This window comes from Deltaproteobacteria bacterium IMCC39524 (assembly GCA_029667085.1).
GTDB lineage: Bacteria > Desulfobacterota > Desulfuromonadia > Desulfuromonadales > BM103 > M0040.
Genome location: JARUHJ010000003.1, coordinates 181,129 through 205,959, shown reverse-complemented (window position 1 = coordinate 205,959; position 24,831 = coordinate 181,129). Strand labels below are relative to the sequence as shown.

Genomic DNA, 24,831 nt, shown 5'->3' with positions numbered 1-24,831 from the left:
TCGTGAACCCGGCCAATATTGTCCGGGACCCGCTTTGAGAGAGATATGACACCGATTGTTTCCATCTGGCCGCTGGCCGCGATCCTGGTTTCCCTGCTGGGGGCTTTGCCGATCCTTCTTTCTGATCGTCAGCCAAACCTGCGCGAAAGCTGGACCATCGTGATTGCATTGGTCAAACTGACGATCGTCGCCTCGCTCCTGCCGTGGATCCTGGAAGGCGGCAGTTATGTCTTCACCATCGCACAAGTGATCCCGGGCGTGCCGATTGAACTGCGCGTCGATGCCCTGGGAATGATCTTTGCCCTGGTGGCCTCCTGTCTCTGGCTTTTTACTTCAATTTACTCAATCGGTTATATGCGCGCGCTCAACGAGCACGCCCAGACTCGTTACTTTGCGTCATTTGCCGTGGCTATCTCAGCGACTCTCGGCATTGCCTTTGCGGGCAACCTGCTGACCCTGTACCTCTTCTACGAGGTGCTGTCACTCTCGACCTACCCATTGGTCACCCATAAACAAAACGCTGAAGCCAGAACCTCTGGCCGCAAGTACCTGACCTACATTCTCGGCACATCTATCGGTCTGGCACTGCCCGCCATGCTGATCACTTACAGCGTAGCGGGGACTCTCGATTTCACCGCCGGCGGTATACTGGCCGGCAAGGCGTCACCGGAGCTATTGGCTCTGCTGGTCGTCCTCTTTTTGTTCGGTTTTGCCAAGGCGGGCCTGATGCCGTTCCACGGTTGGCTACCGGCAGCGATGGTCGCACCGACCCCGGTCAGTTCGTTCCTGCATGGTGTCGCCGTAGTCAAGGCCGGCGTCTTCGCGATTTTCCGGGTCATCTTTCATATTCTCGGCCCAGAAACGTTGCAGACTGCCAATCTCGGCGCTCTGATTACCTATATCGCTGCGGTAACTGTGCTGGTTGCATCGCTGGTGGCGTTGACCCAGGACAGCATGAAGCGACGACTGGCCTACTCAACCATCGGTCAGCTCGCCTACATGGTCCTCGGTGCCGGTATGCTCTCAGCCACCGGCATGCTCGGCGGAATCATGCATCTGGCGATGCACGCTTTCGGCAAGATCACCCTTTTCTTTTGTGCTGGAGCAATCTATGTCGCCAGCAAAAAGAAGAATATCAGTCAGATGGATGGCTTGGGACGGCGCATGCCGATCACCTATTTGGCCTTTTTCCTTGGTTCACTGAGTATCATAGGGATGCCACCTCTGGGTGGTTTTATCAGCAAATGGAACCTGCTGCTCGGTGCCGTAGAAGGAGATCAGCTCGTCCTTATCGTTGTGCTTCTGGTCAGTTCCTTGCTCAACGCCGCCTATTTCTTCCCGATCGTCTACCGCGGTTTCTTCATGCCGGCAACGGATGGTGAAGGAAGCGGGATTAAGGAAGCTCCACTCTTCTGCTTGGTGCCACTGTCGGTGACGGCCCTTGTTTCACTGGCCTTGTTCTTCTTTCCCGACACCCTGTTGCAGCTGGCGCGCATGGCCCTTGGAACCTGGTAAGGCTGAGGATTTGATGGCACAGGAAATCTGAGCAGGTTCCTGTTAAGGTAAACAGCTTCCTGAAGTTTGAGAGAGCATATGACGGACACACACGAGCAAGACAACAATCAAGACCACGCAGAAGACGGTCCGATGATACTGGCCCATGAGCCCGTCGAAGGCTACCGGACAATCTTTTATATCTGCATTACCATCGGCATCCTCTATCTGGCCTTTGTTTTCTGGCAGACCTGGTAAGGAGCAAACGGATGTCCAAAAAACCGATTAGTATAAACGAAGAACTCAGGATGTTTGACAAGCCCGAAAACGTCAAACGCCTACTAAGAATATTTTATGCCTGCGTAGTCGTGTCTCTGTCGATTGACATCTTCTACCACAAGCACGGCATCTTCACCTGGGAAAGCTTCTTCGGCTTCTACTCGGTCTACGGTTTTGTCGCTTGTGTCATCCTGGTGATCGTAGCCAAATATGTACTGCGGCCTTTAGTCATGCGCAAAGAGGATTACTATAATGATTAATGCGTTGCCGCCAGCAATGATTCTGATTCTCGGTGGGCTTCTGATCCCGCTTTTCAAGGGCCGCACCCGGCAAGCGTTGTTACTGCTGCTGCCGGTGATCAGCTTTATCAACCTGCTGCAGCTATCACATGGAAGTTACTGGATCTACCCGTTTCTAAGTGACCAGGTCATCCTGGCCAGAGTTGACAAGCTGAGCCTGATCTTCGGTTATATCTTCCATCTGGTCGCTTTCCTTTCAGCACTCTATGCCCTGCACGTTGATGACGCCATACAGAATGTTGCCGGCACCGTTTACGCTGGAGCTGCCATTGGCGCCGTCTTCGCCGGTGACATGTTCACCCTCTTTGTCTTCTGGGAGATGCTCACGATCAGTGCTACGTTCCTGATCTTGGCACGCCGTACCGAGCGAGCTCTCGGGGCCGGTTTCCGCTACTTTATGGTCCACGTCGCAGGGGGCCTCTGCCTTCTGGCGGGGATCATTATGCACGTTTCACAGACCGGTTCAGCGGCCTTTGACCTGATTGGTCTGGGGACAACAGCCTCGTGGCTTATATTTGTCGGTATCGGCGTTAACTGTGCCTGGCCGTTTCTGCACCCTTGGCTGACCGATGCCTACCCCGAGGCGACCATCACCGGCACCATTTTTCTTTCGGCATTTACCACCAAGACTGCAATCTACGCTCTGGCCCGAGCCTTCCCCGGGACCGAAGAGTTGATATTCATTGGCGGGGCCATGGCGGCTTTCCCGATCTTCTACGCAGTTATTGAGAATGACCTGCGACGAGTCCTGGCCTACAGCCTGATCAACCAGGTCGGCTTCATGGTGGTTGGTATTGGTATCGGCACCGCTCTCTCAATTAACGGCGCCGTCGCTCATGCCTTCAATGATCTCCTCTTCAAGGGGCTGCTTTTTATGACCATGGGCGCGGTCATGTACCGCACCGGCAAGATCAACGCCACCGACCTCGGAGGCCTTTATAAATCAATGCCCTGGACCTGTGGTTTCTGCATCGTCGGTGCCGCCTCGATCTCGGCCTTCCCGCTCTTCTCCGGTTTCGTCAGCAAATCAATGGTCATGGAGGCCGCGGCCCACGGCGACATGCGCTGGCTCTGGTTCATCCTGCTCTTTGCTTCGGCAGGGGTCTTTCACCATGCTGGCATCAAGATCCCCTTCTTCGCCTTCTTTTCACATGATTCCGGCATCCGCTGCAAAGAAGCACCACCGCATATGCTATTGGCCATGGGCATCTCGGCAATACTCTGCATTTTGATTGGTTGTTTCCCGCAATACCTTTACAGCATACTGCCCTACGCCACTGATTATCAGCCCTACTCGATCAGTCACGTGCTGGCGCAGTCTCAGTTGCTCATCTTCTCGGCCCTTGCCTTTACCCTATTGCTGCTCGCCGGCATCTACCCGGCAGAAATTCGTTCGGTGAATGTCGACGCCGACTGGATTTACCGCAAAGGTGGTCGCCAGATTTACCGCTTCTGCAACTGGGCTTTCAACGGCATCAACAACTGGGCTGATCGTATTTTCGTCCAGCAATTTACCAAGCTACTAGCCCAGTTTTTCGAAGAACCGGGTGGCAATTTACAGAAGTATGGCTACCGCCTCTGGGTTGAAGGTAGCGGCATCACCGATGACCAGGAACACGTTACTAAACAAATCGATAGTCGTAGCCGTAGCGCGGCTTATCCGGTTGGTGTCGGAGTTCTACTCGCGGTTGTGATCCTCGCTCTGGCATCTCTGCTACTTTACCTCAGATGAGACTTCGTCGCGGGGGATCTCGCGGCAACCAAGACATATGGCCGGTCTTTACCTGCATATTCCCTTCTGTAGTCACAAGTGCCCCTACTGCGATTTTTTTTCCATAGCCTCAACAGACATTCTGCTAGAAACCTACCCGAGCCTCCTGATCAGGCACCTCAACTGGGCATCAAGCCGCGAACAACCAGGCCCCTTTGAGACGATCTATTTCGGTGGAGGCACCCCCTCGCTTTTACCTCCTGCAGTGATAGCCGACATTCTTCAGGCGGTCCAACAAACCTTCGGCATAACCCATGATGCCGAGATCACCTTTGAAGCCAACCCCGGCACGGTTTCAGAGCAAAGACTGGCGGGTTATCGTCAGGCGGGCATCAACCGCCTCTCCCTCGGCCTGCAAACCTGCAACGCCAACCACCTAGCCAATCTGGGCCGTCTGCACAACCGGCAAGAGGGGCTCGATGCTTTCAGCCAAGCACGCGATGTTGGTTTTGACAACATCTCTCTTGATCTGATGTTTGCCCTCCCCGGACAAACCACCACCGAACTCGAAGAAGATTTGCACAGCTTCCTGGAATTGAGCCCTGAGCATCTTTCTTGTTACGGCCTGACAGCCGAGCCCGAGACGCCCTTCCATCGGAAAGTGACGTCAGGAGAGATGATCCTGCCCGACGAAGACTTTTACGCCGACACCTTTATGCTGGTTCACAAACGACTGTCTGAAGCTGGTTACGAACACTACGAAATCGCCAACTATGCGCTGAAAGGCCGGGCCTGTCGCCACAACCTCGGCTACTGGCAGCGGCAGTCCTACCTCGGCATAGGTCCCGGAGCACACTCTTTTTGTGCGCGCCATTGGGGCAGCCGCAGTGAAGTGCCTCCCGACCTGGCTGCGTACCAGCACGCTCTGGTTAACGCCAGAGAACCAACACAACACCTTGAAGTATTTGATCAAGAATCGGCATTACGTGAAACGATTTATCTTGCCCTTCGAACACGTAACGGCATCAGTGATTCAGAACTCCAACAGCGCTTCGGTTGCACCTTGCTAGAAGCTTTTCCAGAAGCGGTTGCGGCCAGTGCACCATGGTTAACCTGCAACAATGGCCGCTGGACCTTCACACCGGCGGGATGGCTCCTTTTTGACCGTCTGATTCTGCCTTTCCTCTAAGAAGATTTCCTTTGCTGGAGCGGCTTTTAGCCCGCTCCTGGAAAATCACATTGCGTCCCTTGACAAAGGCAATTGCCGTTGTTATGTTGACCGTGCTTTGGCACTCAAAGAGAAGGAGTGCTAAGAGCTTTAGCAGGCCGGGTTAGCCGGCTTGAGTTTTTTGCGCGGAGTTCATCATGGCAGCAAAACTGACGGATCGCGGCCAGAAAATCCTCGAGGCCATCATTGAGGAATATATTGCAACCGCCCAACCGGTCGGCTCCAAAGCCCTGACACAGAATCAGGGCATCAAGCTGTCTCCGGCATCGGTGCGCAATGTCATGGCAGAGCTCGAAGAACTCGGCTACCTGGTCTCGCCACACACTTCGGCCGGCAGGATTCCTACCGAGAAGGGCTACCGGTTCTACGTTGACACCATCTTGCGCGTCAGTGAAATGGACCGCGGCCAGAAAGACCAGATCGAGTTGCAGTATCGCCAGCAGGGACTGCAGATGACCGACATGCTGCGCGAAGCCAGTAGAACGCTGTCGTCAATCTCTCACTATACCGGCCTGGTTATGATCCCTCGCCTCAAGGCGACTATTTTCAGGCACATTGAGTTCGTCAAACTTTCATCTCGCCTGATTCTGGCTGTCTTCGTGACCCAGTCGGGGCTGGTACAGAACAAACTGGTCGAAGTTGATGAGGACCTGTCACCCAGAGAACTGGAAAAAATAACCAACTACCTGAACCAGACTATGACCGGCCTGAGTATTCAGGACGTTCGTACCCGCATCATCACCGAAATGGCTCAGGAAAAGGCACTTTATGATCAGCTGATGCGACGGGCGTTTACTCTGTCCAGCGCCGCACTGGTCGACGAATCGAACGGTGACGTGATTATCGAGGGCACCAGCCGCTTCCTCGAGCAACCAGAATTCTCCGACCTGGACTGTATGAAACGGATCGTCCAGACCTTTGAGCAAAAAAGTGCATTGGTCGAACTGCTTGACCGCGGACTTGAAACCAAGGGCGTTCAAGTCATTATCGGCAGCGAGACTGAACACACAGAGCTTTCCGATTGCAGCCTGATTACAGCGGCCTACTCGGGCAAGCGCGGCACCCTTGGCACCCTGGGTGTCATCGGCCCGAACCGCATGCCTTACGCAACCATTATTCCAATTGTCGATTACACGGCGAGCCTGATTAGCCGCCTGCTTGATACAGACAACGATTAGGAGAAGAAAAACCTTGGCCAAGAAAAGTAAAAAGCAAGACGTAACGGAGTTGGAAACAGCTCCAGAAGCGTCGCAAGAAGTCATCGAAGACGGCGCAGAAGAGGTTGCAGTTGAGGCTGAAGCAGAAATCGACCCGCTGACTGCTCTGCAGAATGAAGTTGAAGCTCTGCGTACGGAAGCCCGCAAAAACTGGGACCTCTATTTGCGTGAACGGGCAGATCTTGAGAATGCTCGCAAACGCAACCAGCGCGACAAGGAAGACTCGATCCGTTTTGCCAATGACCGACTCCTCAAGGAGATGGTTCCGGTTCTCGACAACCTCGAGCGCGCCATTGAACACGCCGCCCAGGAAGAGACCGACAACCAGGGCCTCCTCGAAGGCGTCAATATGACGATCACCCAGTTCCGCAAAGCTCTGGAAGACTTTGGCGTCAAAGCGATCAACGCCATCGGCACAAACTTTGACCCGAACCTGCATCAAGCCATGGGCCAGATCGAGTCAGCGGAGCAGGCACCCAACACCGTGGTCACAGAGTTCCAGAAAGGCTACCTACTGCACGATCGACTGTTGCGGCCATCGCTGGTCATAGTGGCCAAGGCTCCTGAAGCAGACACAGAAGAATAAAGCGCCAGGCGTGAAACGTCCGGATGCATTGAAACAATTATCAAACCGAATCTTTAAGGAGGATTCTTATCATGAGTAAAGTAATTGGTATCGACCTGGGAACAACAAATTCCTGTGTCTCCGTTATGGAAGGTGGCGAGCCTGTGGTTATCGCCAACGCTGAAGGAACTCGCACGACCCCCTCGATGGTGGCTTTTTCCGAGAGCGGTGAACGGCTGGTTGGCCAGCAGGCAAAGCGCCAGGCTGTCACCAACCCGGAAAACACCCTCTTCGCTATCAAGCGCCTGATCGGCCGCAAGTTTGATTCGGATGCGGTTAGAAAAGACATTGAAATCAGTCCTTTCAAGATTATTAAAGCGGACAACGGCGACGCCTGGGTTGAAGTGCGCGGCAAGCAGTACAGCGCTCCTGAAATCTCAGCCATGATCCTGCAGAAAATGAAGCAGACCGCCGAAGACTACCTGGGAGAGACGGTCACCGATGCAGTCGTCACCGTACCGGCCTACTTCAACGACTCCCAGCGGCAGGCCACCAAGGACGCCGGCAAAATTTCCGGCCTGAACGTTTTGCGTATCATCAACGAGCCCACCGCTGCAGCTCTGGCTTACGGCCTCGACAAGAAGGAAGAAGAGAAGATTGCCGTATTCGACCTCGGTGGCGGCACCTTCGATATCTCTATCCTCGAGCTCGGCGACGGTGTTTTTGAAGTTAAATCGACCAACGGCGACACCTTCCTCGGTGGTGAGGACTTCGACCAGTTGATCATCGACTACGTCGCAGATGAATTCAAAAAAGACCAGGGCATCGACCTGCGCGGCGACAAGATGGCTTTGCAGCGTCTCAAGGAAGGTGCCGAAAAGGCCAAGTGTGAGCTCTCCTCTTCCATGGAGACTGACATCAACCTGCCCTTTATCACAGCAGACGCCTCTGGCCCCAAGCACCTCAACATCAAGTTGACCCGTGCCAAGCTCGAAAGCATCTGCAGCTCCCTGCTCAACAAGCTGACCGGCCCCTGTAAAACAGCGATCAAGGACGCGGGCCTCTCTGCTTCAGATATTGACGACGTCATCCTGGTCGGCGGCATGACCCGTATGCCAGCCGTACAAGCGAAGGTTAAGGAAATTTTCGGCAAGGAGCCCAACAAGGGCGTCAACCCTGATGAAGTCGTTGCCATCGGCGCCGCAATTCAGGGCGGTGTTCTCAAGGGCGACGTCAAAGACGTTCTCCTCCTCGACGTCACTCCGCTTTCACTCGGTATCGAGACTCTCGGCAGCGTCATGACCAAGCTGATCGAGAAGAACACCACGATCCCCTGCAAGAAAAGCCAGGTTTTCTCCACGGCAGCTGACAACCAGCCGGCAGTTTCCGTACATGTACTGCAGGGCGAGCGTGAGATGGCCAACGACAACAAAACGATCGGTCGTTTTGAGCTGACCGACATTCCACCGGCACCACGCGGCGTACCCCAGGTTGAAGTCACCTTCGACATTGATGCCAACGGTATCCTCAACGTTGGCGCCAAAGACCTCGGCACCGGCAAAGAGCAGTCGATTGTCATCACCGCCTCATCTGGCCTTTCCGATGATGAGATCGAAAAGATGGTCAAGGACGCTGAGCTGCACGCTTCTGAAGACCAGCAGAAACGTGCAATGATCGAAGCCCGCAACCAAGCTGACGGTCTCGTCTACACCACGGAAAAAGCTCTCAAAGAACATGGCGACAAGGTTGACGAAGAGACCAAAAAAGGCATTGAAACAGCCCTTGAGGAACTCAAGACCGCCATGGAAGGTGAAGATTCTGAAGCGATCAAAAGCAAAACCGAAGCTTTGGCAACAGCCTCGCAGAAGCTGGGCGAGGTCATGTACAAGCAGGCCCAGAGTGAAGCGGAAGCCGGCGACGCAGGCGCTGAAAGCGACGAGCACCAGGACGATGTAGTCGACGCAGAGTTCGAAGAAGTCGACGACGAAAAGAAAGAATAAACCAGCAACAGGAGCAGATCAGGCCAGAGCCTCGGGGGAGCAATATATGCTCTCCTTGAGCCTCTGGCCTTTCCCTGTTTTACCAGTGGACAGGTCGGGTTCGCTTTCGCCGCAAGGATACTATTTTGGCCAAACGTGATTATTACGAAATACTTAAAGTTAACCAGAACGCCAGTGACACCGAGATCAAAAAAGCTTATCGCAAGCTGGCCCTGAAATGTCATCCCGACAAAAATCCCGGCGATAAAGAGGCAGAAGAACGCTTCAAGGAACTTTCCGAAGCCTATGCGGTTCTCTCTGATGGACAGAAGCGCGCCCTTTACGATCAATACGGCCATGCCGGAGTTGACCAGCAAAGTGGAGGGTTTTCCTCCGGAGGCTTCGGCGGGGCCCCCTTTGAAGACATCTTTGGCGACATCTTCGGTGATATCTTCGGTGGTGGTGGAGGCGGGGGTCGTCGCGGCGGTGGCAGGCGTGGGGATGACCTGCGTTACAATTTGACGATCAACTTTGAAGAGGCCGCTTTTGGACTCGAAACCAAAATCCAGGTACCGCGGCATCAACCGTGTGAGACCTGCGATGGTTCAGGTGCCAAGCCAGGCACCAGCGCCGAAACCTGCCGAACCTGTTCCGGCAACGGACAGGTGCGCTTCCAGCAGGGCTTCTTTTCTCTGACCCGCACCTGCCCCGACTGTAACGGCGAGGGCAAAAAAATCTCCGACCCCTGTAAAGACTGCCGGGGCACAGGTTTAACCCGCGGACAAAAGACCCTTTCCCTGAAAATCCCACCCGGTGTAGAATCGGGCATTCGTCTCAAGATGAATGGTGAGGGTGAACCCGGGGCCAAGGGTGGCCCAGCCGGCGATCTTTATGTCGTCATTACGGTTAAGGATCACCCGATCTTCCAGCGGGAAGGCAACGACCTGATTTGCGAAATTCCGATTTCCTTTCCACAAGCCGCACTCGGCTGTGAACTGGAGGCACCTACGCTGGAGGGTAAGGTCAAACTCAAGGTCCCGGCTGGCACCCAGAGCGGCAAAATTTTTAAATTGGCGGGCAAAGGGATACCGGTTCTGCAAGGCTATGGCCGCGGTGATGAGCTCGTCATCGTACGAGTGGAGACACCCACCAGCCTGACTTCTCGCCAGAAGGAACTGCTCAGCGAATTTGCCAAGGAAGCCGGTGAAGACATTCACCCGATGGGGAAAAGCTTTTTCGACAAGGTTAAGGAGTTGTTCGACTAATGCGCCTTAAGATCATCAGCCTTTTTATGCTTGCGTTCTTGTCTGTCAGTGTCTCGAATACGCTGGCACAACAATCCCTTGAAGAGACTGTCACGCAGGCAGAGATCGCCATGCAAAGGGCTCTTGATCATTACCAGGCCGGCCTGCTCAATGAAGCCGCCGGGCTGCTGCGTGGTTTCGTGGTCAGCAACCCCGATTCCAGTTTGATTGATCAGGCCTACTATTATCTGGCCAGCATCCATAATGAACAAGGAGACCCCGCTACAGCGCTCGGCTATCTTGACAATATACCCACAGAGAACCAAAGCCCTTCTACCACCCTGTTACATAGCGAACTGCTCCTGCAGATGGGCGATGCAGCGCGCGCAGTGGACCAGCTCCTGCAACTGGAAACGCAGAGGCTGGATTTGCCTGAACGTCAAGCGCGCTACCTGAGCCTGGCTGAAGGGCTTGCCCTTCTGGAAGAACCTCAAAAAGCACTTTACTTCTATCAACAGGCCCTGGTGGTTGAAGGTGCAGAGGCACCCCGGGAAGTTCTGGCGCGTATCTACACCCTGCTGAGCGCGGGCTTCAACGAAGCGGACCTGGCCGAAGCCGCTTTCATGTATCACAACAAACCCGTTGCTTACCTGGCAATGTTGCAGCTTGGCTGGAGAGCTCTCTCTGCCGGACAGAAAGAACTGGCGCAGGAGTGGGTTTCTGCCGCAATGATGGCACCGGCCGGCTTCGCCTATCACGAAGAAGCCCTGGCCTTGCAGTCGCAACTCTCCGACCCAACCCAATTCCAACGTGCCATAGGTGTCCTGCTTCCGCTGAGCGGACGCTACGCTGCATTCGGCAAACGTGTTCAGCGCGGCATGGAGTTGGCCCTGGAAGCTTTCCGTCCACACATTCCGGTGCGCTTTATTTTCCGTGACACGACGGGTGATGAAACGGTTGCCGCACAACAGGTCGCAGAGCTGGCCATCAGTGACCGTGTTCTGGGCATTGCCGGGCCACTGGTCGGCAACGCCGCCCAGGGAGCCGCAAGAAGGGCTCACCAGGAGCGGACCCCCCTCCTGACCATGTCGCAAAAAGAAGGGCTGGCCGCCTCCAGTCTTTACACCTTTCGCAACTCACTGACACCGCAACTACAGGTCCGTGCACTGCTTGATTACGCCATGGAAGAACGTAACTTCTATCAATTCGGCATTATGAGTCCACAAACCCGCCAGGGAGAGCAGCTTGCCGAACTTTTCCGTGCAGAGGTGTTACGTCGCGGAGGAGAAGTCATTGCAGAAGAGAGCTACCTCACCGACCAGACCGACTTCCGGTACCAGGTCAGGTCTCTGCGGGGACTCGACCCGAACGCTCCGGACGAAGAAGAGCCACCAACAGATCCAAACCACCCTGATTTCGTTGAAAAAGAAGAGGAGACTCCACCCTTTGAAGCCCTCTTTGTTCCTGACTACGCGGACCGCATCAGCCTGATCGCACCACAATTGGCTTTTTATGGTCTAGAGGATATCCAGCTACTCGGCACCAACGGCTGGAACGATGCTGAACTCCCTAAACTGGCCCGCCAGTTTGTCGAAGGCGCGGTCTTTACCGATGGTTTTTTCCGCCACAGCAGCTATCCCTTCATCCAGGAGTTTGTTGAGCTTTACTTTAATCGTTACCAGGAGGAACCGACGATCCTGGAAGCACAGGGTTATGACACCGCCGGAATTCTGCTGACCCTGCTCGACAATCCGCAACTGCAAAGTCGCGAGGATCTGCGCCGTGCTCTAGCGCAGTTGCAGAATTACCCTGGAGTCACCGGGGCAACCCGCTTTGACTTTATTGGCGAAGCTGACAAGGTCCTCTTCCTGCTGCAGGTGCAAAACGGCACGATTGTTCAAATCAATTAGAACAAATCGAACTGACTGAACAAGACAGCCCCGTGAGTTTTTCTCACGGGGCTGTCTTGTTATGAACACCTTTGATTTTTAATCAGAAAGTGAGCTATATTGGGAAAGTTTTTTCTATCTTCCAAAGGGTGGTCATCATCAATGAAACGTTTCAATAAGGCCCTTCCGGCCTTACTTCTGGCCTGCCTCTTTCTGCTAATTCTGGCCCAGCCAGCTTGCGCACGCGCCTTGCTTGGAATCAGCCTTGCGCAAGAGAATAGACAACAATCTGCGAATCAACTCTATTTAGACAAACAGATCGACCGTGCTTTTGGTGACACGGTTGTAGTGCACAATTATACCGACCAGGCAACTTTGCTTGGTATGTTGTTGAAGTTCAACAAACTTGATGCAGCACTGCTCAGTCAAAGTACGTATAATAAACAAGTTCCTGGTAGCCTCTCGTCCCTTGCCAATTTGCAGATATCTGATGAAACGAACCAAACGAATCTTATCCTTGTTGCCCGTGCAGACCTTGCCGAAAGCCAGAAGGTTCTGCTGATAGAAGGTTATCAGGAACTCCTCCTGAGCACAGAAGGTTTGAACCTTCTTGAGCAATACGCCACAAGTATCACAGCAACGAAGATCAGCGGGGCCACGAGCGCCAACGGTGATGAAGATAGCGTCTTCAATGGCACCCTGACCGCCACAGACGGCGATGGCCTGACCGACGGGACTATTTTCAGTGTTACGGGCGCTGCGACCAACGGCAGAGCCGTTATCAATGAAAGCTCAGGCGTCTGGAATTATACGCCGAACGCTGATTACAACGGCAGAGACAGCTTCACCGTCACCGTCACCGACGATGCCGGCAACACGACCACCCAGGAGGTCAGCCTTACCATCAACAAAGTCAGCGATATCGTCGAGGACAGCGACACCACCAACGAGGACGCTGTGGTTGTCACCAACGTGTTGGCCAACGACACATTTGAGGCAACACCGACCGTCACCGCTGTCTCTCAGGGCACCAACGGAACTGTTGCGATCGTCGATGGCAACAAGGGTACTGTTAGCTACAATCCTGATGCCAACTTCAAGGGCAAGGACACCTACACATACTCCGTCAGCAGAGGTGGAATCACTGAGACCGCCAAGGTCACCATCACGGTCGCCCCGGTTAACGTGCCGACCACGATCGGCGGAACCACCAGCGCCAGCGGGGATGAAGATAGCGTCATCAATGGCACCCTGACCGCCACAGACGGCAATGGCCTGACCGACGGGACTATTTTCAGTGTTACGGGCACTGCGACCAATGGCAGAGCCTTTATCAATGAGGCCTCAGGCGTCTGGAATTATACGCCGAACGCTGATTACAACGGCAGAGACAGCTTCATCGTCACCGTCACCGACGATGCCGGCAACACGACCACCCAGGAGGTCAGCCTTACCATCAACAAAGTCAGTGATATCGTCGAGGACAACGACACCACCAACGAAGACGCTTTGGTTGTCACCACCGTTTTGGCCAGAGAAACCCTTGAGGCGACACCGACCGTTACTGCCAGGCCCACTCCGGCCAAAGAAGACCAGGTGTCAAAGGGGGCCTCCTTAACAGCACTCAAGGAGACAGCGTCCGAAACGATTCCTGATGCCCCGTCCAGGTCAAAGACAAGCAAGAGTCAAGAATGGGCTGCCCATGTCGAACTGAAAGGAAGATTAGGCAACGATAGCATTATTGGTGAAGCCGATTTATTTTTCCCCATTACCCAAAATGCCAACAGTATGCTCTTTGGAGATCTGCGATTTCAACTCGATGACAACGATGCCAAGGAAGGCAATTTTGGCCTTGGTTACCGTAAAATCATCAACAACAGCTGGGTCCTTGGCGGTTATGGCTTCTATGATTTGCGCAAGTCAGAGAACCATAATGATTTCGACCAATTCACGCTTGGTGCTGAAGCCATGACCGAAAAGTATTCTGCCCGTGTCAATTGGTATCTCGCTGACGAGGAAGAATATCTGATTAAAAGCCAGGAAAGCTTAAATCAAGTCATCTATTCAGGAACCACATTGATCCATCAAACCGGTGGTCAAGCCTTTAAAACCATGGAAAAATCGATGAGTGGTTTTGATGCAGAAATTGGTTGGGTTCTTCCTTGGTTCAGGTCACAGGAAGTTCATGGTTACCTCGGTGGTTTTTCTTTTTCAGCGGCAGGAATGGACGACATCTCCGGTCCAAAAGCGCGATTGGAGGTCCGTTTCCAGGATGCTTTCAGCTGGCAGGGCTCGTTTTTCGAAATTGGCGGGGAGGTTCGTCACGATGATGTGAGAGACACCGACTATTTTGTCAGCGCCCGCGCCCGTATTCCTTTCGGTGTCTTTTCGAAGGACTTTCCAGAACCTTTGCTGGGTTTACGCAAGCGGATGACCGAACGTATTCAGCGAGACCCGGATATCATCGTTGCAGAACGTCATGAGGACTCTTCGACACCAGTTCATAATGAGATCTTGACAGATAACAATAATCAAATTTCCATCGCCCACGTTGATTCACAGGCGGGGGTTGGCGATGGCACCGTCGAAGCTCCCTTTAACACTCTGACAGCCGCCAATTCTACCGACAGTGAGATCGTACTGCTCTATTCCGATAGCTTTTTTGATGGCGAAGGATTTACTCTCACTGCCAACCAGCGCCTGTTGGGGGAAAGCTCTGAGCATAAAGTAAATACCGATCAACTCGGACGCATCAATCTGCCTACGATCTCTGGTGGCACTGCGGTTCCTGTGATTAGAAATGCCGGGACAGCAGTTACTCTGGCTGACGGTAGCGAGGTCTCGCGCATCAACATTACCAATTCAACAACTGCTATTTACGGTAACGGGGTGGGTGGGGTCAATGTTAACCATATTGGCATAACTGGAGTGAATTACGGTATTTCCCTTGATGAGTTGGTTCCTCATGTGAATGAGTCATTTATAACTGACAACTCTATCAACACGGTGGGTTATGATGGGATTCATATTAAGAACATTAACAATGCAGGGGAGGTCTTTGTAAACATTTCAAATAATGATTTGCAGAACATTGGCACGATAAGTTCTGATGGCTCAGGGATCGTTCTGGAAAACGAAGGCTTGGGTCTCGGGGTCGACTTATCTGGAAACAAAATTTCGAATGTGAGTAATACTGGCATCATTTTGGATAATAAGGGCCTGAATTTATGGGCAAGCGTCTTTGACAACGAAATTTCAAGAACCTTCGGAAATGGGATATTCGTAAGTAATCAATCTCCGGGGAAAACTCTTTCGATCAACTTACAAAAGAACCAAATCGAAGCGGTCAAGTTCGAGGGCATCGCAATCGATAACACAGGAGAAACAGCCAACCTTTACTTATACGGGAACCACGTCGATGGTAATAGTTTGGCGGGTGATCCAGAAGACTACTTAATCTTTAACAGGGCCGGCTCTAGTGTAAAACTTGGGGCTACGACCGGAAACTCTTCCATAGGTAATACATACACCAACACCGACAATGGTGTCTTGACCGATGAGGGCAACACCCGGGCAGACGGGGCCACTCTGCCCAACGTAATAATCTTCGGTGAACTTGAGGTCGTTGATAAAGCTAAGATACCAGGCAATTAAACCTGTTAACTTTGAGACTACATTGAACTATTCTTACTTCCAAGCCATTATCAGGCTGCCCTTTCTTCTCCTGGCGTGTTTGCTTTTCGGTTGCCTTTCATCACAATCGCAAACAGGCGTCGACAGATCTATTCTGACTTCGTCTACCGGTATCACTGGTCGTATAACTCACGGAAAAGCCCACCCCGCCGCCGGCGCCTACGTATACGCCTACCGCAACATGCGCAGCAGCCTGCGCGGACCCGCCGACTTCGAAGCTCTGGTGGATGAAAAGGGCCACTACTTTCTGGATCTGGTCGAAGGGGATTACTACCTGGTCGCGCGTATGCGCCAGTCCGGAGCCGATGCCGGGCCACCCAAGCCGGGTGATACCTGGGCGCTGCCTGCAAGAAATCCAGTGACAGTCAATCCGGGCGAAGTCACAGTTGTTAATTTCACTCTCCAGGGGGTCGCTCAACCCATGTTGATGCGTGAAGGCACCCTGACCAGCGGAGAGACCGGTTTTAGTGGCCAACTGGTTGATTCTGATGACAAGCCACTTCCCGGTGCCTTTGTCATCGCATATCCAGACAATGACTTTCAACACATGCCCGAGGCAACCTCACCTTCTGTCGGTGATGACGGCCGGTTTCAACTCTATGTCGAACGTCCCGGGCAGTGGTGTCTGGCCGCCCGTACCCGTACTCGCGGCCAACCGATCGCAGGCGAGCCCTATGGTAAATTGGGGTTACATGAATCGGGTTGCCGAAATGCTGTCGCGGGAAAGATTATTGACGTGGGCACGATTCGCCTGACCCCTTATAGATAGCGACAAAACCTGGCATTTTTTACCCCTGAGAAAAGCCTTTACAGAAAAGTATCCTTTAGTGTACTTTTCCTGTTCTGCGGAGAGGTGACCGAGTGGCCGAAGGTGCTCGCCTGGAAAGCGGGTGTACCGCAAGGTACCGAGGGTTCGAATCCCTCCCTCTCCGCCATATTTAACAACAGACACGAATCACATCGTCATTTCTAGCTGCGACCTTGTCTTAATCGTATTTGCCGTCAGAAGTGACAGCCGGGTCCCGCGCAACGGACGGCCGTGAACTCCGTCAGGCCCGGAAGGGAGCAGCGGCAGCGGCCTCAGCCGTGTGCCGCGGGAGTGCCTGGCTGTCACTTGTGCCGGCAAGTCGCCGGTTACGCTGTTCACCATCAGCCGAACTGAGAGACAATGGCCTATCTGGTTCTCGCCCGAAAGTGGCGTCCACAAAATTTCACCGATCTGATCGGCCAGGAGCACGTCAGCCAGACTCTGGCCAACGCCATCCGTTCTGGCCGCATTCATCATGCCTTTCTCTTTACCGGCGCACGTGGTGTCGGCAAAACCTCTGCAGCACGCATTCTTGCCAAAGCCTTAAATTGCGACGAAGGTCTCTCCGACCAGCCGTGTGGAAGTTGTTCTTCCTGCACGGAAATCACGGCCGGACAAGGCCTTGATGTCATCGAAATAGACGGCGCCTCGAATACCGGCGTCGACGACGTTCGTGAGCTGCGGGAAAACATCCGTTACCTGCCCAACCGCTCCCGCTTTAAAATCTTCATTATCGACGAAGTTCACATGCTCTCGACCAACGCCTTCAACGCGTTACTAAAGACTCTTGAAGAACCTCCGGAGCACGCCAAGTTCATCTTTGCCACGACAGAACCACACAAGATTCCGATTACTATCCTGTCACGCTGTCAACGGTTCGACTTCCGCAAAATCCCACTGGCCAGAGTTGCCAGCCGGATGCGCGAAATCTCTGATGCTGAGCAATTGACCATTTCCGATCACAGCCTCAGCCTGGTTGCCAGGCAGGGCGAAGGCAGCATGCGCGACGCCCTCTCCACCCTTGACCAGGTGATCGCCTTCTCCGGCGAGCAGGTGGACGATGAAGCCGTGCAAACCCTTCTCGGAATGGTAGATCGCAGGCTATTGCTTGATACTGTAGAAGCAGTGCTGCAACGGGATAGTCGCCGCGCACTCGATGCCGTCCGTCGCGTAGACCAGCTTGGCCTTGCACTGCGCCGCTTCACACAAGATCTGCTCGAGATGTTCCGTGGCATGGTGATCTGCAAGGTTGTTGAAGATCCTGCTGAGATGCTCGACCTGGTCGGAGAAGAACTCAAAGAGCTGAAGTCCTTAGCCGAAGAGGCCTCTCTCGACGACCTGCAACGCATCGTGACCCTGCTCATGAAAACCCAGACCGAGCTGGTCAACAGCAGCTTCCCCCTACTGACGCTTGAAATGAGCCTCGTACGTCTGGCCACCCTCGCGCCGACCCAGGACCTCGCAAAGCTTATCAACCACATCGAAAGTCTGGAAAAACGTATGGGGTCAACGCCCTTAGCAAAAGCCCAGCATCCTGTGCAACGGCCAACGTCAAGCTCGACTCAGAGTGCCAGTCCAGCTCCGGTGCCGGCACCGACCACTCCAATCCCAAGTCCGGACCCGCCGCCAAAAAAGCCTGAAGCCCCCGTCGCCACATCGACCGAGAGCAAGGGTTGGCAGGGGCTGGTTGAGCAAGTCAAACAAAGCCGACCGATGCTTGGCTCTGTCCTTGAACACGGTCGTCTTCTCAAGCTGGAAATTCCGGTTATCGAGATAGGCTATGCAAAGGGGTCGTTCATGATCAGCCAGCTTCAGGAGCCGGACATCAGTCAGGATCTCGATGTTTTGATAACAGAGTACTTCGGGCAGCCGGTAAAGCTACGCATCCTTGCTGTTGATATTGAACAGCAGAGTACTGCGCCTCCTTCTCTGGTGGAAGAACGCGAAGCCAAAGAGACAGATCGCATGCGACGTTTGCGCGAAGATGCCATGGAGCACCCGGCGCTGAAGTCGGTGCAGGACATTTTCAAAGGCGAAATTAAAAAAGTTATCCCCATCGACAAGGGATTTGTTTAGAAATAAGGTAGACTGCAAGATTGAGGAGCGCGCAGTAACATCTGTAGGCGAAACCCCTCATAGCAATATATTTGGTCATAAATTAACAGAGCAGCCCCAAGTCAGGCTGACAAGAACGGAGGAAGCGCAATGGCAAAAGGTGGTATCGGCAACATCATGAAGCAGGCTCAGCAGATGCAGCGCCGCATGGCAGAACTTCAGGAAGAGCTCGAGAGCAAGCAGGTTGAAGCCTCTTCCGGCGGTGGCATGGTGACTGCCGTCGTCAGTGGAAAGCAACAGCTCCTTGACCTGAAGATAGACCCGACAGCAGTCGATCCGGAGGATGTAGAGATGCTTCAGGACCTGGTGACTGCAGCGGTCAACGAAGCGATCAAGCAAAGCCAGCAGATGGCTCAGGAAGAGATGGGCAAATTGACCGGCGGCATGAACATTCCGGGCCTCTTCTAATCTGAGTCGTCGGCGAAGATTCGCCATAAAGTGAGCAAAAAGGACACAGCGCAACAGAGAGGCCTCGACCCTTGTGAACCGGAGCCGGTAAACTTAATCCTTGCATATGCCAATTTTTTTAAGCTAAAGTGAATTTCTTTACCTTCACTAAAAAAAATAACGGGAATTTTTTCAGTGATACGAAAAAAATTTGACCCCCTTAAAATATCTTCGAAATCTCATAAACTGTTGAATTTCTGCGAAAAATCATGTTAGACTCCATCCCGTCCTTCGCAAGATTGGTCGCAGAATTGGCAAAATTTCCAGGTGTCGGCAACAAGACGGCAACCCGGCTGGCCTTTTTCTTGCTCCGCCAACCTAAAGCTCAGGCCGAGGCGCTGGCAGAAGCAATTTTAGACCTGCAACGCAACACTAGGTTCTGCTCTGTCTGTTTCCACATCACAGAACAAGACCCCTGCCCCCTCTGTTGCGACACAAGGCGGGATGAGGGCCTGGTCTGTGTTGTGGAAGAACCGCAGGCACTCATGGCCATCGAACGCAGCCGTTCTTTCAAAGGCCGCTATCATGTGCTGCACGGTGCCCTCTCTCCGCTGGATGGCGTCGGACCGGAAGACCTCAAGATCAACCCACTGATCAAACGCCTTGAGCAAGGCGGGGTACAGGAGCTCCTCATTGCCACCAACTTTACGGTTGAAGGTGATGCTACAGCCCTTTACTTGGCAAAGCTTGTCCAGCCTCTCGGAATAAGAGTCACACGCCTGGCATATGGCATTCCGATGGGCAGCGAACTCGAATATGTAGATGAAGCCACTGTGAACCGCGCTGTCGAAGGACGGCGCGACATCTGATTCACAGAGATAATAGTTTCCGCAAGACATATCGTAAACCCGATTCATCGATACAACATTCAAGTACAAGGAGGAAGTCTGATGTCCAAGAAAATGGTCTGTATTGACGGCAATACCGCCGCGGCGCATGTAGCTCATGCGACCAATGAGGTAATCGCCATCTATCCCATCACGCCCTCGTCAGTTATGGGCGAGGTCTCCGATGCCAAGAGCGCTGCCGGTCAAAAGAACATCTGGGATACCATTCCCAAGGTCGTTGAAATGCAGTCAGAAGGTGGTGCCGCTGGTGCCGTCCACGGTGCCCTGCAGGCAGGAGCTTTGTGCACCACATTTACCGCCTCCCAGGGACTGCTGCTGATGATCCCGAACATGTTCAAGATCGCTGGCGAACTGACGCCCACGGTCTTCCATGTTTCAGCGCGCGCCATTGCAGCACAAGCGCTGTCGATTTTCGGTGACCACTCCGACGTTATGTCCTGCACCTCGACCGGATGGGCCTTCCTTAGCTCCAACAACACTCAGGAAGTCATGGACTTCGCGTTGGTCGCTCAGGCAGCAACCCTTGAATCGCGCGTCCCCTTCCTGCACTATTTCGACGGTTTCCGGACCTCGAGTGAAGTCCAGAAGGTCCACGAGCTCTCCGAAAACGACATGCGCCACATGATCAGCAATGATCTGGTTCGCGCGCACCGGGCCCGCAGCCTGTCGCCGGACCACCCGGTCCTGCGCGGCACCGCCCAGAATCCCGACGTCTACTTTCAGGGTCGCGAGACTGTCAACAGCTTTTACGACAAGCTTCCGGCAATCGTACAAGCCCAATTTGACAAATTTGCCAAGCAAACCGGCCGTCAGTACAACCTCTTCGACTACGTCGGTGCCCCCGACGCCGAGCGTGTTGTGGTCATGATGGGGTCGGGTTGCGACACCATGCACGAACTGGTCGAGCACCTGGTCGCCCAGGGCGAGAAGGTCGGCCTGATCAAGGTCCGCCTCTTCCTGCCCTTCAATGTTGAAGCCTTTGCCAAAACATTGCCTGCAACAGCCAAGAAAATTGCGGTTCTCGACCGCACCAAAGAGCCGGGCTCCATCGGTGAGCCGCTCTACCACAACGTGCGCACCGCCTTCGGCGAAGCGATGGCAGATGGCCTGATCTCTTTCAAAGGCTACCCGCAGATCGTTGGCGCCCGTTACGGTCTCGGTTCCTACGAGTTCAGCCCCGGCATGGCCAAAGCCGTCCTCGACAATTTGTCTAAAGACAGGCCAATGAACCACTGTGTGGTCGGCATCAAGGATGACGTCACCGGTCGCAGCCTCGACTTCGATGCGGACTACAAGGTGCCTTTCGATGGCTATTCGGCCATATTCTACGGTCTCGGTTCCGACGGCACCGTTGGCGCCAACAAGAACTCAATCAAAATCATCGGTGACAGCACCGACAACGAAGTTCAGGCTTATTTCGTCTACGACTCCAAGAAGGCCGGCAGTATGACCACCAGTCATCTGCGTTTCGGCAAGAACAAGATCCGGGCACCTTACCTGATCACTTCTTCCGACTTTGTCGCCTGTCATAACTTCTCCTTCCTCGAGAAGTACGACATGCTCAAAAACGCCAAGCAGGGCGCAACCTTCCTGCTCAACAGCCCCTTCAACAAAGACGAAGTCTGGTCTCACCTGCCAAAGCGGGTTCAGCAGGCGATCATCGACAAAGAGCTTAAGTTCTTCGTTATCGATGGCGTCAAGCTCGGCAACCAAATCGGTCTCGGTCCCCGCATCAATGTCATCATGCAGACCGCGTTCTTCAAGATCTCCAAAATCATCACGATCGAGCAGGCCGTACGGGAGATCAAGGATGCCATCGTCAAGTCCTACAGCAAGGCTGGCGAAAAAGTCCTCAATATGAACAACCAGGCCGTCGATGTCGCCCTGGAGAACATTCAGGAAGTCACTGTTCCGGCCAGCGCCGACAGCGCAATTGAAATGACGATCGGCCAGTGGAACGGCACTCCGGACACCGTCAAGAACTCCCTCGGCCCGATCATCGACGGCCTCGGTGACAGCCTGCCGGTTTCAGCAATGCCTGTTGACGGGACCTTCCCGACCGGTACCGCAATGTATGAAAAACGCAACATCGCCATAGAAACTCCGGTCTGGGACGAAGACCTCTGCATCCAGTGCGGCATCTGTTCTTTCGTCTGCCCACACGCTTCGATCCGCATGAAAATCTATGACGACAAGGACCTCTCCGGCGCACCGGAGACTTTCAAATCTTGCGCGGCACGCGGCAAGGACATGGGTGATAGAAAGTTCACCCTGCAGGTTGCTGTCGAAGACTGCACCGGCTGTGGTGCCTGCGTCCACAACTGTCCGGCAAAAAGCAAAACCAACGAAAACCACAAAGCCATCAACATGCAGCCCCAGCCTCCATTGCGCGATACTGAGCGGAAGAATTTCGACTTCTTCCTCAACCTGCCCGACACCGATCCGGCGCTCTTTAACAGCGCAACACTCAAAGGAAGCCAGTTGCTGCCGCCGATGTTCGAATTCTCCGGCGCTTGTGCAGGTTGTGGCGAGACCCCGTTCGTCAAGCTCTGCTCTCAGCTGTTCGGTGATCGCATGGTCGTTGCCAACGCCACAGGTTGTTCCTCGATTTATGGTGGCAACCTGCCGACCACACCCTGGACCACACGTAAGGACGGTCTCGGCCCGGCATGGAGCAACTCGCTCTTTGAAGACAACGCTGAATTCGGTTTCGGTTTCCGCCTTGCCATCGACAAGACCGCTGAGTACTCGCGTGAGCTACTGGTCAAGAACATGGCCTGCGGTTGCGCGGCCTGCAAAGGGACCGAGAAACTCAAGCAAGCGATTCTCGACGCTGACCAGTCCTCTCAGGAACTGATCGAAGCACAACGTGCTCAGGTCGCAAAGCTCAAGGCGATCCTGGCAAACTGTACTCACGAGACAGCGCCGCAATTGCTCGCTGACGCAGACTACCTGGTCAACAAATCGGTCTGGATCCACGGTGGAGACGGCTGGGCCTATGACATCGGCTATGGCGGTCTGGACCATGTTCTCGCCTCTGGTGCCAACGTCAACGTGCTCGTCATGGATACCGAAGTCTACTCCAACACCGGCGGTCAGGCTTCCAAGGCAACGCCGATGGGCGCGGTAGCCCAATTCGCAGCGGGTGGCAAGCAAATGCCGAAGAAAGACCTCGCCATGATCAGCATGACCTACGGCAACATCTACGTCGCCAAGGTCTCGATGGCGAACCCGGGTCAAGTGGTCAAGGCAATGCTTGAAGCTGATGCTTACGACGGTCCGTCGCTCATCATTGCTTACTCTCACTGCATCGCTCACGGCATCAACATGACCACCGCCGTGGACGGTTGTAAAGAGGCTGTCACTTCAGGCTATTGGCCGCTGTTCCGCTTCGATCCTCGCCTAGCGGCTGAAGGCAAAAACCCGTTGCAGCTCGACAGCAAAGCGCCGACGACCAGCTTCGAAGATTTTACCAGCAAGCAGAACCGCTTCCGGATGCTCAAGAAGGCCAATCCCGAGCAAGCTGAGGAACTGATGGAAGCTTCGGCGAAAGACTTCGCCGCCCGTTTCGATCTTTACCAGAAACTGGCAGATCTTTCAGCAGACTGCGGCAAGTAAACTAGCAAAACATCAGCTAAAAACAAAAAGCTCCCGGCGTAAACGTCGGGAGCTTTTTGTCTGCAGTTTGTAAAAGGTTCAAAAATTCACGTCACGAGCTAACCATCCTTTAGGGACAACGTCTACAACAAGCCGTTACGAAGCCTGAGCAATCAGGCAAAAAGCCTTGATAAGATGCAGGATGAAATGCTATAAGGGCTATTGGTGAATACCCCCCAACAGGAGAACCAAGTATGCTCGAGCCACAGAACAACTCCTTTGTCATGTACGACGAGGAATTCCAGAGGATCAGCGCAGTCATAGAAAAACTATTGCGCGAATCCAACGCTAAAGTCATCTTCCTGGTCGACAAAAACGGGCAACTGATTGCTGGCTGTGGCGAAACGGAGCACCTTGACACGACAAGCCTTGCCTCTCTGACCGCCGGCAACATTGCCGCAACAGGCGGACTCGCCAAGCTGATCGGCGAGAAAGAGTTCTCCATCCTCTTCCACGAAGGGGAAAAAGACAACATTCACATTTCTATCATTGCTCAGCGGGTTATCCTGGTGGTTATTTTCGACCATCGCAGCTCTCTTGGACTTGTCAGACTGCGCGTCAAAAAAGCAAGTGACGAATTGGCCGGTATTTTTGAAGACCTTGCTGTCAAGGCTGCAGAAGTTGAGAAGGCCGGCAATGCTGACAGTCCGTTCGCCGAAATCACTGACGACGACATAGATAACCTGTTCAGCTAAGGATACCGGAACATGTCTTTCATCAACTACGCCTCCCGCGAGATTAATTGCAAAATTGTTTATTATGGCCCGGGCCTATGCGGCAAAACGACCAACTTGCAGTTTGTTTACCAGAAGACGGCCCCCGACGCCAAAGGCAAGATGATCTCCTTGGCGACAGAAACCGAGCGGACTCTTTTCTTCGATTTTTTACCCCTGGCTCTTGGAGAAATTCGCGGCTTTAAAACCCGCTTTCACCTCTATACGGTTCCCGGCCAGGTCTTTTATGATGCCTCGCGAAAGTTGATTCTCAAAGGTGTTGACGGCGTTGTCTTTGTTGCTGACTCCCAGGAAGAACGTTTCGATGCTAACATCGAAAGCATGGACAACCTCAGGGTCAACCTTGAAGAGCAGGGATACGAACTGGAGAAGCTGCCTTTCGTCATCCAGTACAACAAGCAGGACCTGCCAAACTGTACTCCTCTCGAGGAACTGCGCGAACTGCTCAATCCCGATGACGTCCCCGAGTTCCCCGCGTGTGCACAAACCGGTGAAGGGGTCTTCGAAACCCTCAAAGAAGTTGCCAAGCTGATCCTGCTGGAGCTCAAAAAAGGTGGCGGCGGCGGTTAAGAGATTTTCAATCAACAAAAAAGCCCGTATGCATCATGCATACGGGCTTTTTTT

At 53.6% G+C, this 24,831-nt stretch carries 18 protein-coding genes, 1 tRNA gene and 1 other RNA gene; all 20 read left to right on the top strand.

Annotated features, from left to right (window positions below; translation table 11 throughout):
- Positions 1–45: 45 nt before the first annotated feature.
- The 20 genes from P9J64_09040 to P9J64_08945 all read left to right on the top strand — a co-directional run bounded on the left by P9J64_09040 (position 46) and on the right by P9J64_08945 (position 24,777).
- Positions 46–1,515 carry a monovalent cation/H+ antiporter subunit D family protein gene (locus tag P9J64_09040; GenBank protein MDG5468459.1) on the top strand — a complete coding sequence of 490 codons (1,470 nt, stop codon included), beginning with the start codon at positions 46–48 and terminating at the stop codon, positions 1,513–1,515.
- A 78-nt stretch (positions 1,516–1,593) separates the two neighbouring features.
- A complete protein-coding gene (locus P9J64_09035; protein MDG5468458.1) occupies positions 1,594–1,752 on the top strand; it encodes a hypothetical protein in 159 nt (52 codons plus the stop codon).
- A gap of 11 nt (positions 1,753–1,763) precedes the next feature.
- Positions 1,764–2,033 (top strand): hypothetical protein, encoded by a 270-nt coding sequence (locus tag P9J64_09030; GenBank protein ID MDG5468457.1) that lies wholly within the window; start codon positions 1,764–1,766, stop codon positions 2,031–2,033.
- The gene (locus P9J64_09025; protein MDG5468456.1) at positions 2,026–3,804 is read left to right on the top strand and encodes a Na(+)/H(+) antiporter subunit D; all 1,779 of its coding nucleotides are present in this window, start codon (positions 2,026–2,028) and stop codon (positions 3,802–3,804) included. Before P9J64_09030 ends, P9J64_09025 begins: the two co-directional genes overlap by 8 nt.
- Before the next feature lie 37 nt (positions 3,805–3,841).
- Entirely contained in the window at positions 3,842–4,972 is a 1,131-nt protein-coding gene (gene hemW, locus P9J64_09020) for a radical SAM family heme chaperone HemW (GenBank protein MDG5468455.1), read from the top strand.
- A 176-nt stretch (positions 4,973–5,148) separates the two neighbouring features.
- Positions 5,149–6,189: a heat-inducible transcriptional repressor HrcA gene (hrcA, locus tag P9J64_09015; protein ID MDG5468454.1), complete on the top strand. Its 1,041-nt coding sequence runs from the start codon at positions 5,149–5,151 to the stop codon at positions 6,187–6,189.
- A gap of 13 nt (positions 6,190–6,202) precedes the next feature.
- A complete protein-coding gene (gene grpE / locus P9J64_09010) occupies positions 6,203–6,814 on the top strand; it encodes a nucleotide exchange factor GrpE (GenBank protein MDG5468453.1) in 612 nt (203 codons plus the stop codon).
- A 71-nt stretch (positions 6,815–6,885) separates the two neighbouring features.
- A complete protein-coding gene (dnaK, locus tag P9J64_09005) occupies positions 6,886–8,793 on the top strand; it encodes a molecular chaperone DnaK (GenBank protein MDG5468452.1) in 1,908 nt (635 codons plus the stop codon).
- Between the two features lie 125 nt (positions 8,794–8,918).
- Positions 8,919–10,037 carry a molecular chaperone DnaJ gene (gene dnaJ / locus P9J64_09000; protein ID MDG5468451.1) on the top strand — a complete coding sequence of 373 codons (1,119 nt, stop codon included), beginning with the start codon at positions 8,919–8,921 and terminating at the stop codon, positions 10,035–10,037.
- Positions 10,037–11,926: a penicillin-binding protein activator gene (locus tag P9J64_08995; GenBank protein MDG5468450.1), complete on the top strand. Its 1,890-nt coding sequence runs from the start codon at positions 10,037–10,039 to the stop codon at positions 11,924–11,926. The genes dnaJ and P9J64_08995 overlap by 1 nt, the downstream gene beginning before the upstream one ends.
- A 141-nt stretch (positions 11,927–12,067) precedes the next feature.
- Positions 12,068–15,559 (top strand): tandem-95 repeat protein, encoded by a 3,492-nt coding sequence (locus tag P9J64_08990; GenBank protein ID MDG5468449.1) that lies wholly within the window; start codon positions 12,068–12,070, stop codon positions 15,557–15,559.
- A 22-nt stretch (positions 15,560–15,581) separates the two neighbouring features.
- Entirely contained in the window at positions 15,582–16,367 is a 786-nt protein-coding gene (locus P9J64_08985) for a hypothetical protein (protein ID MDG5468448.1), read from the top strand.
- Between the two features lie 78 nt (positions 16,368–16,445).
- Positions 16,446–16,533 (top strand) — tRNA-Ser (locus tag P9J64_08980).
- A 78-nt stretch (positions 16,534–16,611) separates the two neighbouring features.
- Positions 16,612–16,710, top strand: an RNA gene (ffs, locus tag P9J64_08975) — signal recognition particle sRNA small type.
- Between the two features lie 56 nt (positions 16,711–16,766).
- Positions 16,767–18,482 carry a DNA polymerase III subunit gamma/tau gene (gene dnaX, locus P9J64_08970; GenBank protein MDG5468447.1) on the top strand — a complete coding sequence of 572 codons (1,716 nt, stop codon included), beginning with the start codon at positions 16,767–16,769 and terminating at the stop codon, positions 18,480–18,482.
- A gap of 129 nt (positions 18,483–18,611) precedes the next feature.
- A complete protein-coding gene (locus P9J64_08965) occupies positions 18,612–18,929 on the top strand; it encodes a YbaB/EbfC family nucleoid-associated protein (protein ID MDG5468446.1) in 318 nt (105 codons plus the stop codon).
- 248 nt (positions 18,930–19,177) lie between these two features.
- The gene (gene recR / locus P9J64_08960; protein MDG5468445.1) at positions 19,178–19,777 is read left to right on the top strand and encodes a recombination mediator RecR; all 600 of its coding nucleotides are present in this window, start codon (positions 19,178–19,180) and stop codon (positions 19,775–19,777) included.
- Between the two features lie 81 nt (positions 19,778–19,858).
- Positions 19,859–23,434, top strand: coding sequence for a pyruvate:ferredoxin (flavodoxin) oxidoreductase (gene nifJ / locus P9J64_08955; GenBank protein MDG5468444.1), 3,576 nt, complete (start codon positions 19,859–19,861; stop codon positions 23,432–23,434).
- Between the two features lie 233 nt (positions 23,435–23,667).
- The gene (locus P9J64_08950) at positions 23,668–24,168 is read left to right on the top strand and encodes a roadblock/LC7 domain-containing protein (protein MDG5468443.1); all 501 of its coding nucleotides are present in this window, start codon (positions 23,668–23,670) and stop codon (positions 24,166–24,168) included.
- A 12-nt stretch (positions 24,169–24,180) separates the two neighbouring features.
- Positions 24,181–24,777, top strand: coding sequence for an ADP-ribosylation factor-like protein (locus P9J64_08945; GenBank protein MDG5468442.1), 597 nt, complete (start codon positions 24,181–24,183; stop codon positions 24,775–24,777).
- Positions 24,778–24,831 lie beyond the last annotated feature (54 nt).

Coding starts and splice junctions, on each gene's coding strand:
- P9J64_09040 (MDG5468459.1), top strand. CDS start 46: ATGACACCGATTGTTTCCATCTGGCCGCTGGCCGCGATCCTGGTTTCC.
- P9J64_09035 (MDG5468458.1), top strand. CDS start 1,594: ATGACGGACACACACGAGCAAGACAACAATCAAGACCACGCAGAAGAC.
- P9J64_09030 (MDG5468457.1), top strand. CDS start 1,764: ATGTCCAAAAAACCGATTAGTATAAACGAAGAACTCAGGATGTTTGAC.
- P9J64_09025 (MDG5468456.1), top strand. CDS start 2,026: ATGATTAATGCGTTGCCGCCAGCAATGATTCTGATTCTCGGTGGGCTT.
- hemW (MDG5468455.1), top strand. CDS start 3,842: ATGGCCGGTCTTTACCTGCATATTCCCTTCTGTAGTCACAAGTGCCCC.
- hrcA (MDG5468454.1), top strand. CDS start 5,149: ATGGCAGCAAAACTGACGGATCGCGGCCAGAAAATCCTCGAGGCCATC.
- dnaK (MDG5468452.1), top strand. CDS start 6,886: ATGAGTAAAGTAATTGGTATCGACCTGGGAACAACAAATTCCTGTGTC.
- P9J64_08995 (MDG5468450.1), top strand. CDS start 10,037: ATGCGCCTTAAGATCATCAGCCTTTTTATGCTTGCGTTCTTGTCTGTC.
- P9J64_08990 (MDG5468449.1), top strand. CDS start 12,068: ATGAAACGTTTCAATAAGGCCCTTCCGGCCTTACTTCTGGCCTGCCTC.
- dnaX (MDG5468447.1), top strand. CDS start 16,767: ATGGCCTATCTGGTTCTCGCCCGAAAGTGGCGTCCACAAAATTTCACC.
- P9J64_08965 (MDG5468446.1), top strand. CDS start 18,612: ATGGCAAAAGGTGGTATCGGCAACATCATGAAGCAGGCTCAGCAGATG.
- recR (MDG5468445.1), top strand. CDS start 19,178: ATGTTAGACTCCATCCCGTCCTTCGCAAGATTGGTCGCAGAATTGGCA.
- nifJ (MDG5468444.1), top strand. CDS start 19,859: ATGTCCAAGAAAATGGTCTGTATTGACGGCAATACCGCCGCGGCGCAT.
- P9J64_08950 (MDG5468443.1), top strand. CDS start 23,668: ATGCTCGAGCCACAGAACAACTCCTTTGTCATGTACGACGAGGAATTC.
- P9J64_08945 (MDG5468442.1), top strand. CDS start 24,181: ATGTCTTTCATCAACTACGCCTCCCGCGAGATTAATTGCAAAATTGTT.